Source organism: Rhodococcus sp. NPDC058532, assembly GCF_042719255.1.
Classification (GTDB): domain Bacteria; phylum Actinomycetota; class Actinomycetes; order Mycobacteriales; family Mycobacteriaceae; genus Rhodococcus_G.
The window spans coordinates 80,823-93,759 of the sequence record NZ_JBHXNU010000009.1 but is presented as its reverse complement, the minus strand read 5'-3'; the positions used below and the strand labels follow the sequence as shown (position 1 = coordinate 93,759).

Annotated in this window: 11 protein-coding genes; 7 read left to right on the top strand and 4 right to left on the bottom strand. The window is 70.0% G+C overall.

Going from position 1 to position 12,937, the window contains the following annotated elements:
* Positions 1–130: 130 nt before the first annotated feature.
* Positions 131–1,801 carry an asparagine synthase B gene (gene asnB, locus ACFWQG_RS12895; RefSeq protein ID WP_378508017.1) on the bottom strand — a complete coding sequence of 557 codons (1,671 nt, stop codon included), beginning with the start codon at positions 1,799–1,801 and terminating at the stop codon, positions 131–133.
* Between the two features lie 235 nt (positions 1,802–2,036).
* On the opposite strand from asnB, the gene ACFWQG_RS12890 reads away from it, so the two are divergent.
* Complete coding sequence (locus ACFWQG_RS12890; RefSeq protein ID WP_378508016.1) at positions 2,037–2,420, top strand: hypothetical protein; 384 nt, start codon at positions 2,037–2,039, stop codon at positions 2,418–2,420.
* A gap of 78 nt (positions 2,421–2,498) precedes the next feature.
* Here ACFWQG_RS12890 and ACFWQG_RS12885 read toward each other — a convergent pair whose 3' ends face one another.
* Both ACFWQG_RS12885 and ACFWQG_RS12880 read right to left on the bottom strand, forming a co-directional pair.
* Positions 2,499–3,185, bottom strand: coding sequence for a GntR family transcriptional regulator (locus ACFWQG_RS12885; protein WP_378508015.1), 687 nt, complete (start codon positions 3,183–3,185; stop codon positions 2,499–2,501).
* A 61-nt stretch (positions 3,186–3,246) separates the two neighbouring features.
* Positions 3,247–4,392, bottom strand: coding sequence for an acyl-CoA dehydrogenase family protein (locus ACFWQG_RS12880; protein WP_378508014.1), 1,146 nt, complete (start codon positions 4,390–4,392; stop codon positions 3,247–3,249).
* 215 nt (positions 4,393–4,607) lie between these two features.
* Here ACFWQG_RS12880 and ACFWQG_RS12875 point away from each other — a divergent pair, with 215 nt between their 5' ends.
* Together ACFWQG_RS12875 and ACFWQG_RS12870 are read left to right on the top strand one after the other, a co-directional pair.
* Entirely contained in the window at positions 4,608–6,128 is a 1,521-nt protein-coding gene (locus tag ACFWQG_RS12875) for an aldehyde dehydrogenase family protein (RefSeq protein WP_378508013.1), read from the top strand.
* Positions 6,129–6,132: 4 nt separating this feature from the next.
* Positions 6,133–7,023 (top strand): oxygenase MpaB family protein, encoded by an 891-nt coding sequence (locus ACFWQG_RS12870; RefSeq protein ID WP_378508012.1) that lies wholly within the window; start codon positions 6,133–6,135, stop codon positions 7,021–7,023.
* A gap of 55 nt (positions 7,024–7,078) precedes the next feature.
* Here ACFWQG_RS12870 and ACFWQG_RS12865 read toward each other — a convergent pair whose 3' ends face one another.
* The gene (locus tag ACFWQG_RS12865) at positions 7,079–8,305 is read right to left on the bottom strand and encodes a TetR/AcrR family transcriptional regulator (RefSeq protein WP_378508011.1); all 1,227 of its coding nucleotides are present in this window, start codon (positions 8,303–8,305) and stop codon (positions 7,079–7,081) included.
* 318 nt (positions 8,306–8,623) lie between these two features.
* On the opposite strand from ACFWQG_RS12865, the gene ACFWQG_RS12860 reads away from it, so the two are divergent.
* From ACFWQG_RS12860 to ACFWQG_RS12845, 4 genes are all read left to right on the top strand, one after another.
* The gene (locus ACFWQG_RS12860; protein ID WP_378508010.1) at positions 8,624–9,418 is read left to right on the top strand and encodes an enoyl-CoA hydratase; all 795 of its coding nucleotides are present in this window, start codon (positions 8,624–8,626) and stop codon (positions 9,416–9,418) included.
* Between the two features lie 160 nt (positions 9,419–9,578).
* Positions 9,579–11,168: a fatty-acid--CoA ligase FadD5 gene (gene fadD5, locus ACFWQG_RS12855; protein ID WP_378508009.1), complete on the top strand. Its 1,590-nt coding sequence runs from the start codon at positions 9,579–9,581 to the stop codon at positions 11,166–11,168.
* Positions 11,169–11,270: 102 nt separating this feature from the next.
* Entirely contained in the window at positions 11,271–12,080 is an 810-nt protein-coding gene (locus ACFWQG_RS12850; protein WP_378508008.1) for an MlaE family ABC transporter permease, read from the top strand.
* The gene (locus tag ACFWQG_RS12845) at positions 12,080–12,937 is read left to right on the top strand and encodes an MlaE family ABC transporter permease (RefSeq protein ID WP_378508007.1); all 858 of its coding nucleotides are present in this window, start codon (positions 12,080–12,082) and stop codon (positions 12,935–12,937) included. Before ACFWQG_RS12850 ends, ACFWQG_RS12845 begins: the two co-directional genes overlap by 1 nt.

The following is a 12,937-nucleotide window of genomic DNA, read 5'->3' as shown; positions in this document are numbered from 1 at the left end:
GGGGGGTGGGTGGGGAGAGGGGGGGGGGGAGGGGGGGAAGGGGGGGGTGGGGGGGGGAGGGGGGGGGGGGGGGGGGGGAACCGGAACGAGCCGCTCCCCCCCCCCTCCCCGTTCTCGCTGATGCGGTCGGCTAGCCGGCGAGGGCCCGGTCGTGCACCCCGCGGACGGCGCGGCCGGACGGGTCCGCCATCGCCGCGAACTCCGGATCCCATTCCAGCGCCGCGGGTGTCGAGCAGGCGATCGACTTGCCGCCGGGTACCGTCGCCGCGCACGCCTCGCCGGGGAAGTGCTGCTCGAAGATCCGCCGGTAGAGGAACGCCTCCTTGGTGGCGGGGGTGTTGTGGGGGAAACGCTCGGCGGCGGTGGCGAACTCGACATCGGTGACGACGATCTCGGCGTGATCCTTGAGTCCGTCGATCCAGCCGTAGCCCACCCCGTCGCTGAACTGTTCCTTCTGGCGCCACAGGATCTGCTCGGGCAGCGCGCCGTCGAAGGCCTCGCGGATCACCGCCTTCTCGATCCGTCCCCCGCCCGCCATCTTGTACCGGGCATCGATACCCATTGCGGTGTCAAGGAACTCGAGGTCGAGGAACGGGACGCGGGCCTCGACTCCCCACGCCATCATCGACTTGTTCGCCCGGAGGCAGTCGTAGTTGTGCAGCGCGTCGATCTTGCGGACCGTCTCGTCGTGGAACGCCGCCGCCGACGGCGCCTTGTGGAAGTACAGGTAGCCGCCGAAGATCTCGTCCGCCCCCTCGCCGGACAGCACCATCTTCACGCCCATCGCCTTGATCCGGCGGGCGAGCAGGAACATCGGTGTGGACGCGCGGATCGTGGTGACGTCGTAGGTCTCGATGTGCCGGATCACCTCCGGCAGCGCGTCGAGGCCCTCCTCGACGGTGTACACGAATCCGTGGTGCTCGGTGCCGAGCATGTCGGCGGCCAGCTGCGCGGCGGCCAGGTCGGGGGAGCCGTCGAGGCCGATCGCGAACGAGTGCAGGTGCGGCCACCACGCCTCGCTGCGGTCGTCGTCCTCGACGCGGTCGCGGGCGAACTTGGCGGCACACGCCGCAACAAGGGAGGAGTCGAGGCCGCCGGACAGCAGCACCCCGTAGGGGACGTCGGTCATCAGCTGCCGCCGCACGGCCTGTTCGAAGGCCGCACGCAGGGCCGTTGGCGCGACCGCGGTGCCCGCGGTGGCCGCGTACTCGCGCCACGGACTCAGGTAGTAGCGCCGCAGTTCTCCGGTGGCGCTGTCGAAGATGTGTCCGGGGGGGAACTGGGCGACGTCGTCGCAGAGGTCGGCGAGGGACTTCATCTCCGACGAGATCAGCAGGTGGCCGTCGCTGTCGTGCCCCCAGTACAGCGGGCAGACGCCGATCGGGTCGCGCGCGATCAGGTACCGACGCCGGTCGGCGTCCCAGAGCGCGAACGCGAAGATCCCGTTGATCCGGCTGACGAAGTCGTCGTCGCCGGTGCGGTAGAGCGCGTTGATGACCTCACTGTCCGAGGCCGTCGTGAAGTCGTAGTCGAGGCCGGCGCGCAGGTCGCGATGGTTGTAGATCTCGCCGTTCACGGCCAGCGCCAGGTAGCCGTCCCGCGAGCGCAGCGGTTGCGCGCCGCTGGCCGGATCGACGATCGCCAGCCGCTCGTGGACGAGGATCACGCCGTCGTCGACGAACACGCCACTCCAGTCGGGCCCGCGGTGGCGTTGCCGTCGGGACGCCTCGACCGCCCTGGCGCGCAGCGCCGCCCGGTCGTCGTCGGGGCGCAGGCCGAACATGCCGAGAATTGAACACACAGCGATTGGCTCCTTCGTCACGGGTCTGCCGTCGCGGTGGCTGTGCGACGGTCCGACGGGTGCGCGTGTGGGCCGTCACGCGCTGCTCGGTCGGTGACAGTACTACCGAGCACGGACCCGTCGGCTCGGTTTCGGGAACATCGACTGGACGTGTGTCCAGTCGCGGTGGCGTCCGCGGACGGGTGAAGGTAAACCTTGCTTTACAGGGCTCTATCGGCCCTGGTCGAATACAGGCATGACCGCAGCCATCGACATCTTCCTGATCCTGCACTTCATCGGACTCGCCGCCATCATCGGCAGCTACATGACCGTGCTCAAGGCACCGCGCGTGATCCCGGGCATGCTGCACGGCGCGATCCTGCAGGTCGTCTCCGGGCTGGCACTGGTCGGCCTGAACGAGGCGAACGACGCGGACATGAACCACATGAAGGTGGGCATCAAGCTCGTCGTCGCGATCGTGATCCTCGTCCTCGCCGTCCTCGGACTGCGCGCGGCGAAGGCGGAGCCCGCGGCCCCGACCGGTGGGGCGGCCGTCGCCACCGCGAACTCCACCGCGACCCTCGCGCACGCGATCGGGATCCTCGCCGTCGTCAACGTGATCATCGCGGTCGTCTGGTAGTCACGTCTTCACGCAGGGCACGCAGGGGCCGCATCCGGAAATCCGGGTGCGGCCCCTGTCGTTGGGCGGCAGCGGGTTTCAGTCCCAGATGCCCGCCTGCTCCAGGTGCGTCAGCAGGCGTTGCGCTCCATCGGCGAAATGCGCGCGGGTCACCGCGCCCGCCTCCTCCGCATCGCCCGCCGCCAGTGCGGCGATCAACCGGCCGTGGCTGGCGACCGCGGCCGCGCCCCACTGCGGGTCCGCGGAATACAGGTGCGCGGGGGTGTAGCGCAGCGCGTTCAGCAGGAACCACGACAGCTTGTGCGCCCCGGCCAGCCGGTTGAGGATCCGGTGGAAGGAGAACTCCAGGTCCTCGATCCGGTCGGTGTCCCCGGCGGCGACGGCCCGGGCCAACAGGTCCCTCGCCTCCCGCATCTCGGCCAGGACCGCGGGCGTCACCTGGGGTGCCGCGCGGATCGTGAGCCGTTCCGCGACCTGACCCTGCAGCCAGAACAGGTCGTGTACGTCGGCCCGGGTCAGCGGGGCCACCACGTAGCCGCGGTGCGGCACCAACTCGACGAGCCCCTCCCCGCGCAGCGTCAGCAGCGCCTCCCGCACCGGCGTGACGCTAACGCCGAGTTCGGCCGCGGTCTCGTCGAGCCGGATGAAGTCCCCGGGCCGCACCCCGCCCGACATGATGACGCCGCGCACGTGCGCCGCGACGTCGTCGGACAGTTGGGGCCTGCGGCGCAGTGCGCGGCCGTCGGCCTTGCGGGTGGTGGTCATGTGCTGCTCCTCGTCACGGCAGTTCAGCATAGGGGCAGCGGTGCGCGCCGCCTCCGAACGCTCAGAGCCCGTATGTCTTGCCGATGATGTCGCGCTGAATCTCGCTGGTGCCGCCGAAGATCGTCGAGACGAGGGTCGCGCGGACGTGCTTCTCCATGTCGAACTCGGTGGCGTAGCCGTAGCCGCCCATCATCTGCATGCCCTCGAGCGCGACCCGCTTCGCGGTCTCGGTGGCCTTCAGTTTGGCCATCGACGCCTCCCGCGCCAGCATCTTGTCCGGATGGGCGTCGGCGGCGCGGGCGACGCTGTAGACGAGCAGCTTGGTGCACTCGATCTCGGTGGCCAGGTCCGCGATCCGGTGCCGCAACGCCTGGAAGGTGCCGATCGGCCGACCGAACTGGGTGCGCTGCGTGACGAACGCGAGGGTGTCCTCGAAGGCGCGCTCCGCGGTGCCGAGGATCATCGCGGACAGGATCAGCCGCTCGAAGTTCAACCCCGTCATCAGCTGCCGCCAGCCGTTGCCGACCTCGCCGACGACGGCGTCCTCCGGGAGCACACAGTCGGTGAAGTAGAGGTCGTTGGTCTCCTTGTGGCCGCCCATCAGTTCGATGCCGCTGATCTTCAGGCCGGGGGTCGTCACCGGCACGTGGAACATCGTCATCCCCTCGTGCTTGCTCTCGCCACGCGAGGTGCGGGCAACGAGCAGGATGTTCTCGGAGATGTGCGCGTTCGAACACCACGTCTTCTGGCCGTTGATCACCCACCCGTCGGAGGTCTTCTCCGCCTTGGTGCTCAGGTTGCCGACATCGGATCCGGCCTCCGGCTCGGACATCGAGATCGACTGCGACACACCGCGAACGATGCCGCGCAGCACGGTCTCCTTCTGCTCGGGGGTGCCGAACTTCGCGTAGGCGCCGCCGGTGATGAGGGTCGGTCCGATCGCACCGATCGGGGCCATTCCGCGCGCGGTCTCCTCCAGCAGGATGCACATGTCGACCATCGTCGCGTCGGATCCGCCGTACTCCTCCGGGACGGTGAGGCCCAGCCAGCCGAGGTCGGCCATCTTCCCGTAGATCTCGGGGCTGTGACTCGCCCTGCCGTGGTCGGTGAGGCGGTCCCGCATCTCCCTGGTGCCCGCCTCCCGCTTGCAGAAGTCGGCGACGGTCTGGGCGAACGCCCGCTGCTCGGTGCTGAAATCGACGCTCATCGGTGATGCTCCGATCGGAAGTGGCGGATCGCGGCGGGAGCATTGCCCGCCGCGGGGGTACGGCCTACTGTGATGCCGACAACAGTACGACAAATCAAATATATGTGATGTGATCTTGGTTCGGAAGGGTCCGGGTAGGCAAGGATCGAATCAGGACCCACCCCGAACGACGCCATGCGACCGATCTGCCGCGCCAACCGACGGAGGAACGCCCCATGTCCCAGCGCACCGACCACACGCCGAGCGACGCGCAGGCGCCCACCACGTCCGGCACCTTCGCCTCGCTCGACCCGCGCACCGGCGCCGTGCTGGCCGAATACCCGGTGCACGACGCCGAGCACGTCGCCGCCGCGGTCGCCCGCGCCCGCGATGCCGCGATCTGGTGGGCCGACCTCGGCTTCGACGGGCGCAAAAAGTGGCTGCAGAAGTGGAAGTCCGCGATCGCCTCGGACGCCCGCTCGCTGGCCGCGGTGATCTCCGCCGAGACCGGCAAGCCGATCGACGACGCGATCCTTGAGATCATGCTGGCCGTCGAGCATCTGGACTGGGCATCGAAGAACGCGGGGAAGGTCCTTAAGCGTCGCAAGGTGCCGTCGGGGATGGTCAGCGCCAATCAGGAATCCACCCTGGGGTACGAACCGTACGGCGTGGTTGGCGTGATCGGCCCGTGGAACTACCCGATCTACACGCCGATGGGGTCGATCTCCTACGCACTCGCGGCGGGCAACGCGATCGTGTTCAAGCCGAGCGAGCTCACCCCCGGCGTCGCCGTGTGGCTGGCCGACAAGTGGAACTCGCTCGTACCGAATCAGCCGGTGCTGCAGGTGGTCACCGGCCTCGGCGCGACCGGGGGCGCGCTCGTCGCGGCCGGCGTCGACAAGGTGGCGTTCACCGGCTCCGGCCCCACCGCGCGCAAGGTGATGGAGGCGTGCGCGAAGACGCTCACCCCGCTCGTCGCGGAGTGCGGCGGCAAGGACGCGATGCTCGTCGCGGCGGACGCCGACCTCGACGCCGCCGTGGACTTCGCGGTCTTCGGCGGGATGGGCAACGCGGGCCAGACCTGCGCCGGGGTGGAACGGATCTTCGTTGCCGACGAGGTGTACGACCCGTTCGTTCGGAAGCTGACCGAGCAGGCATCGCGGCTGCGCACGGGTGGTGGTTCCGGCGACTCCTACGGGCCGATGACCCTGGACCGGCAGAACGAGGTGGTGCGCGGGCAGGTCGAGGACGCACTCGACAGGGGAGCGCGGGCCGTGCTCGGCGGCCGGGAGTCGGTGCGCCACCCCTACATCGAGCCGGTGATCCTCGGCGACGTCCCCGAGGACAGCACCGCGATGACCGAGGAGACGTTCGGGCCGATCGTCGCGGTGAACCGGATGCGCGACCTTGAGGACGGCGTCGACAAGGCGAACCGGTCGAGCTATGGGCTGGGGGCGTCGATCTTCAGTAAGGACCGGGCGAAGGCCCTCGCCGCCGCGGAGCGGTTGCGGACCGGGATGGTGTCGATCAACTCGGTGCTCGGGTTCGCGGGCGTCCCGTCACTGCCATTCGGCGGTGTCGGCGAGTCCGGGTTCGGGCGGATCCACGGCGCGGACGGGCTGCGCGAGTTCTCCCGCCCCAAGGCGGTGACCCGGCAGAAGTTCCGGGCCCCGCTCAACCTGCTGACGATGGAGCGTAAGGGCCGCGACATGAAGATCGCGGAGTGGCTGCTGCGCACCATGCACGGACGGGGCTGACGCCATGCTCCTCATCGACGGAGGCAAGGCGCCGCGCGGTCGCCACGGCTGGCTGCGCCGCATCGAGACCCTCGACCCGGTCCGCGACCATCAGCATATCCACCGGATCACCGCGGGCTTCGAGTTCCCCTGGGACTACACCCGGGCGCTCGAGTTCGCGCTGTTCCGCACCTACTGCGTGCCGTCCATCTCCGAACTGCTCAAGCGCACAGGCGAGTTCGAGACCCGGCCGCAGAAGCGGTACGACGACACCTCGCTGCTGATGGCGGAGCTGCTCGAGCACGGCTACGACTCGCCGCGCGGCAAGGAGTCGCTGCGGGTGGTCAACCGGATGCACGGCAAGTACGAGATCTCGAACGACGACATGCGGTATGTGCTGTCCACCTTCGTCTACGAGCCGCTGGACTGGATCGAACGGTACGGCTGGCGGCCGCTGCATCCGCACGAACGGCTCGCCGCGTTCCACTTCTACCGGGAGGTGGGGGTGAGGATGGGGATTCGGGACATCCCCGACGACTTCCAGGAGTTCCACCGGTTCAAGGCGGCGTACGAGCGGCTGCACTTCCGGAACACGCCCGAGGTCCACGCCGTCGGGGTGTACACCCGGGACCTGTTCTGCTCGTGGTTCCCGGCCGCGGTGCGGCCCGCGGTCTCCGTCGGGGTCACCGCGATGCTCGACCCGATGATGCTCTCGGCGTTCGGTTTCCGGGCCGCGCCGTCGTGGATGCGGCCGGTGGCAGATCGGGCGCTCGGCGTCCGCGCCCACGCCTTGCGGTACTTCCCGCGCCGCGCTGAGTCGGCGAGCGCGCGGGACCCCCGCAACCGCACCTACCCCGGCTATCCGGAGGGGTACCGGCCGAGCGAACTCGGCGCGGAGCCGCTGACCCGCCCGTGAGTCCTTTTGGCCCCGTTGCGGACCAAAAGGACTCACGGGCGGCGGAGCCGCGTGCTCAGCTGTACAGCACCGCCAGCATCAGCGCCTGCATTCGGCCGCGGGCGAGCGGGCCGGTGTCGAACCGCATCAGCCTGCCGATGTCGAGGGTCTGGCCGAGCGCGGCATGGACGAGGAACCGCGCCTCGGCCGCAGGCAGGTCGGGGCGGGCCGCGGCGAGCAGGGTCACCCACTCCTCGATGTGCAGGCGCTGGACGTTGCGGAGGTCGGTGCGCTCGGCGGCGGGCAGATTCCCGATCTCCGCGAAGTACACGGTCAGCACCTCGGGGCGGGCGAACGCGAGGTCGATGTACGCCGCGACCAGGCGCCGCACCGCAGCGGCAGGCTCGGCGGATTCGGCCAGCGCGGCCCGGGTGGCCGTCGCGAGGCGGTCCGCGGCCCGGTAGAACGCGGCGGCGAGCAGGTCGGCCTTGCTGGGAAAGTGCCGGTACACGCTGGACGCGGTGATCCCGGCCGCGGCGCCGATCTCCTCGATGCTCGACTCCGGATAGCCGCGGAGGTTGAAGATCCGCATCGCCTCGGTCAGCAGCAGTTCGCGGGTCGAGGTGACGGGCAATCCGCGGGCGGACGGGTCGTCGAGCGTCGTCGCGGCCGGGGTCGCGCGCGTCAGGTCGGCGCGCAGCACCGCCCACGCGGCGGCGCGCAGCAGCTTCTCGATCCGGCGGGTGGCCAGCGCCGCCCGGTGCGCGGTGATGCTGCCGATCACGCTGAGCGCGGACGCCGCGAGGACCGCGGCGTCCGTCGGGGCGAGCTCGGGGCGCAGGTCCCGCAGCGGCCGGTTGACCTGCTCGTTGAGGGCCGCGAAGTCGTCGCGCATCGCGGCGCGGTCGTCGGGTTGCAGGTAGCGGCCCTCCCAGCGGTACAGGCCGCCGGTGCGCCGGTTCCGGGTGGTGGTGGTCACCAGCGCCCGCACGATCGCATCGAGTCGGCGCTCGGCATCCGCATCCGCGGTGGCGGTCACCGCCTCCTCCGCCGCCGCGCGCAGTGACCCGACGGTGCTCTGCGCGGCCTGCACGAGCAGGGCGTACTTGTTGGGGAAGTGACGGTACAGCGCCGGTCCGGAGATGCCGAGCGCCGCGGCGATGTCGTCGACCCCGACGGCGTGATAGCCCCGATCGCTGAAGGCTTCCGCGGCGACAAGGGCGATCTGGGCCTTGCGGTTCTTCGGTCGCTTGCGGGGTGCCGGCGGCTCCGGAACCGACCGACGGCGGGTCGACTGGGTCATCGGGCCTCCTGAACTGTTCGACGGAAATGGTATCCGAGCGCCGGCCCCGAACCGGAACCCGCGAGGTGGTCCGGTGCCCGGGGTGGCGGCAGCGAGGGGCGGGCGAAAATTCTGCTCCGATAGTGGATTTGGTCTTGACAGTACGCGAACCGTGCATGAAAGTTAACGCAAATTCGCCACCGCGCCGGTCCGGAGGGGTGGCGAGGATCCGGGTCTTGTCGAAGGCGGGGAGCCGATGACGCACATGATCAGTCGTGCCAACACAATCACGGAACAGGCTGTCGCCTTGCCGGATTCGCAGATCTCGGCGGTCCGGCGATGACCGACGTCGAAGCGGAGCGGGTCGAGGGACTGCTGGTCGACCTCGCGGACGGGATCCTGCGCGTCACGATCGCGCGTCCCGACCGGATGAACGCCCTCGACATCGACTCGATGCGCGCCCTCGGCGACCTGCTGGAGGGCCGCGCGCGCGAGCGTGACGTGCGGGTGGTGGTGCTGGCGGGCGAGGGCGGCGCGTTCTGCACCGGCGCCGACCTGATCGCCGCCTCGTCCGGGCCCGGCACCGACCCGCGGGTGGTGATGGACACCGCGAACCGGGTGATCCGGGCGATCCTCACGCTGCCGTCGCCGGTGCTCGCGCGGGTCGACGGCGCGGCGGCCGGGGTCGGGGCCTCCCTCGCGTTGGCCGCCGACCTGACCTACGCCGCGCCGTCCGCCTACTTTCTGCTCGCGTTCGTCAACGTCGGCCTGATGCCGGACGGCGGATCCAGCCTGCTGGTGCCCGCCGCGGTCGGACGCGCACGGGCGGCGGAGATGGCGCTGCTCGGCGAGCGGCTCGGCGCGGTCGACGCGCACGCCGCCGGGCTGATCACCCGGGTGCTGCCGCCCGACGACCTTGCCGCGCACGTCGACGCGGTCGCGGCGACGCTGGCCGCCGGTCCCCGCAGGGCGATCGAGCTGACCAAGCGGTCGCTGACCGCGGCGACCCTCGACCGGGTCGAGGAGGCCCTCGCGCGGGAGACCGAGGGGCAGGCCGAGCTGCTCGGATCCGCGGACTTCCGGGAGGGGGCCGCCGCGATGCTGGCCCGCCGACGCCCCCGGTTCGGTTCGTGAGTCGCGCGGCGTGTCGCGGTGGACACCATGTCCGATTCTGCGAATAGTAGTTAACAAAATGGCCCACAGGGGGCCGCTGGCTTGCCATAATCAACCGCAACCGGAGAGGCGCGTACACCGTGCCACACAGTCTCCGTGACAGGGAAGGGCTTGTCGAACGATGTCACCCGATCTCCTCACTCAGCCCCTGCGGTCCCGCAGGAACCACTGGAACAACCAGGTCGCCACGCACGCGATGATGCGGCCCGACGCGGTAGCGCTGCGCTTTCAGGGCGCCGACACCACCTGGGCGGGTCTGCACCGCCGATCCGAGTCGTTCGCGGATGCGCTGGCCCGCCGCGGCGTCGGGTTCGGCGACCGGGTGCTGATCGTCATGCTCAACCGCCCCGAATTTCTTGAGGTGGTGCTCGCGGTCAACGCGCTCGGTGCGATCGCGGTTCCGGTCAACTTTCGGCTCACCCCGCCGGAGATGGCGTACCTCGTCACCGACAGCGGCGCCACCGTCGTCGTCACCGACACCCCGCTCGCCCCACTGGTTTCCGCGGTCCGGCAACAGGTTCCGGAGCTGGCCACCTGCGTCGTCGTCGGGGAGGAGGCACCCGACGCGGCGGAGGGATACGAGCGGCTCGTCGCCGAGGACGGCGCCCCGCACCCGGCGGTCGACCTGCCGGAGGACATTCCGGCGCTGATCATGTACACCTCCGGCACGACCGGCAGCCCAAAGGGTGCGGTCCTGTCCCACACCAACATGCAGGCCCAGGCGCAGACCTGCATCCGCGCGCTGCGCATGCACGGCGCGGGCGACGTCGGGTTCTGTGCGTCGCCGATGTTCCACATCGCCGCGCTCGGCAGCATGGCGCCGAGCCTGCAGCTCGGCATCCCCACCGTCATCCATCCGCTCGGCGCCTTCAACCCGACCGAGCTGCTCGACGTGTGGGAGGCGGAGCGGGTCACCACCGCGTTCCTGGTTCCGGTGCAGTGGCAGGCGGTGTGCGCGGAACCGACCGTGCGGCAACGTGATCTGGCGCTACGAGTGATCAGCTGGGGTGCCGCGCCCGCGTCGGACGTGGTGCTGCGGGCGATGTCCGAGACCTTCCCGGACGCGCTCAACGTCGCGGTGTTCGGGCAGACCGAGATGTCCCCGATCACCTGCGTCCTCGACGGCGAGGATGCGCTGCGCAAGCTCGGCTCGGTGGGCACCGTGATCCCGACCATTCAGGCCAGGATCGTCGACGACGAGATGAACGACGTGCCCGTCGGTGCGGTCGGCGAGATCGTCTACCGCGGACCGACGATGATGAGCGGCTACTGGAACAAGCAGGCGGAGACCGCCGACGCCTTCGCGGGCGGGTGGTTCCACTCCGGGGACCTGGTGCGCCAGGACGAGGAGGGATTCGTCTACGTCGTCGACCGCAAGAAGGACATGATCATTTCCGGCGGCGAGAACATCTACTGCGCCGAGGTGGAGAACGCCCTCTTCGGACACCCGAAGGTATTGGAGGCGGCGGTGATCGGTCGCTCCGATGCCCGGTGGGGGGAGGTGCCGGTCGCGGTGGTCGCGCTCAAGGATCCCGCGGCGGCCGAGCTCACCCTCGACGAACTCGCCAGCTACCTCGACGACGTGCTCGCCAGGTACAAGCATCCCAAGGAACTCGTGATCGTGGAGGCGTTGCCGCGCAATGCGAGCGGGAAGGTCGTCAAGGGCGAGCTCCGCAAGGAACACGGCTCGCTGACCGTGCGCGCCAGCTGAGCCGGGCGCACGGATCGGTGCCGCGGTGAGCAGGGGCCGCGGCACCGACGGGGGTCTCGATCAGGCGGGTGACGGGAGAACAGGCATGGGGGGAGTGCTCGGGTGACATACGAGTTGCCGACGGCCAAGGGACCGGTGCGCGACGTCGCCAGCCAGGGCGGCTACCTGATCGGATTCGCGGTCCTCTCGATCGTCGCGCTGTTCCGGGCGATCCTGGCTCGCAGGCTGTCCCTGCAGGAGACGGTCACCCAGACGCTGTTCATCGGCCGGGTCAGCACCGGGCCGTCGCTGCTGCTGATGATCCCGATCGGGGTGTTCATCGCGGTGTCCGTCGGGGAACTGGCGGGCCGGATCGGCGCGGGCGGCTACTCCGGCGCGGTCGTCGCGTTCATCATCGTCGGGCAGGCCGCCGCCCTCGTGTGCGCGCTGATGATGGCGGGCGTCGCCGGGTCCGCGATCTGCACCGACCTCGGGTCGCGGAAGATCCGGGAGGAAATCGACGCGCTGGAGGTCATGGGCATCGACGCGGTCGAGCGCCTCGTCGCCCCGCGTCTGGTCGCCGCGGTCGTCGTCTCGCTTGCCCTGTGCGCGATGGTCACCTTCGGCGGTGTCCTCGCCTGCTACCTGTATCACATTTACGTGCAACACCTTCCGGCCGGAACGTTCATGTCGACGTTCAGCCAGTACGGCCGGATGTCGGACTTCGTGATGGCCCTCGTCAAGGCCGCCGTCTTCGGTCTCACCTCCACCCTGGTCGCCACCTTCAAGGGCCTGCACACCAAGGGCGGACCGCGGGGCGTCGCGGACGCCGTCAACGAGGCCGTCGTCATCGCGTTCGCCCTGGTCTTCATCGTCAATACCGCGCTGTCCGCGCTGTACACCGTGATCGTGCCCGCGGTCGGGGCGTACTGATGGTCGGCATCGATGTCCGGCACCGCATCTCCAGGGCCGGGGCGCCCGCCCGCGCCGTGTACGGCGGCCTCGCCGACGTCGGACGACACGTCACCTTCTACGGCCGGGCGCTCGCCTCGATGCCGTTCGCGCTGATCCGCTATCGCAAACACGTGCTCGCCCAGATCAGCGAGGTCAGTTTCGGCACCAACTCGCTGTTGTCCGGCGGCGGCACCATCGGCATCGTGTTCGCGATGTCGCTGGCCGCGGCGATGATGCTCGGCGTCGAAACCCAGCGCGGCCTCGAACTCGTCGGCATGACCACGATGTCGGGGATGCTGTCGGCGATCGCGAACACCCGCGAACTCGCGCCGGTCGTCGTCGCGATCGCGCTCGCCGCCAAGGTCGGGACCGGCTTCACCGCCCAGATCGGCGCGATGCGGATCTCCGACGAGATCGACGCGCTCGACGCGATGGCGATCCGGTCCATCCCGTTCCTCGCGGGCACCCGGGTGCTCGCCGCGATGGTGTGCGTGCTCCCGATCTTCATGATCGGCCTGCTCGCCAGCTACCTGTCGACCCGGCTGGTGATCGTGTTCTTCGGCGGTGCGTCGGCGGGCACCTACGACTACTTCTTCCACCTCGCGCTGTCCCCGCAGGACCTGCTCTACGCGGCGCTGAAGGCGATCGTGTTCGCTGCGGTGGTCTCCCTGGTGCACTGCGCATACGGCTACTACGCCGCGGGCGGGCCCGCCGGGGTCGGGCAGGCCGCCGGCCGGGCCCTGCGCACCGCGATCCTCGCGATCGGCGTCCTCGACGTGCTGCTCACGTTCGCCCTGTGGGGTCTGGTCCCCGAGATCCCCGGGCTGGGGATCTGA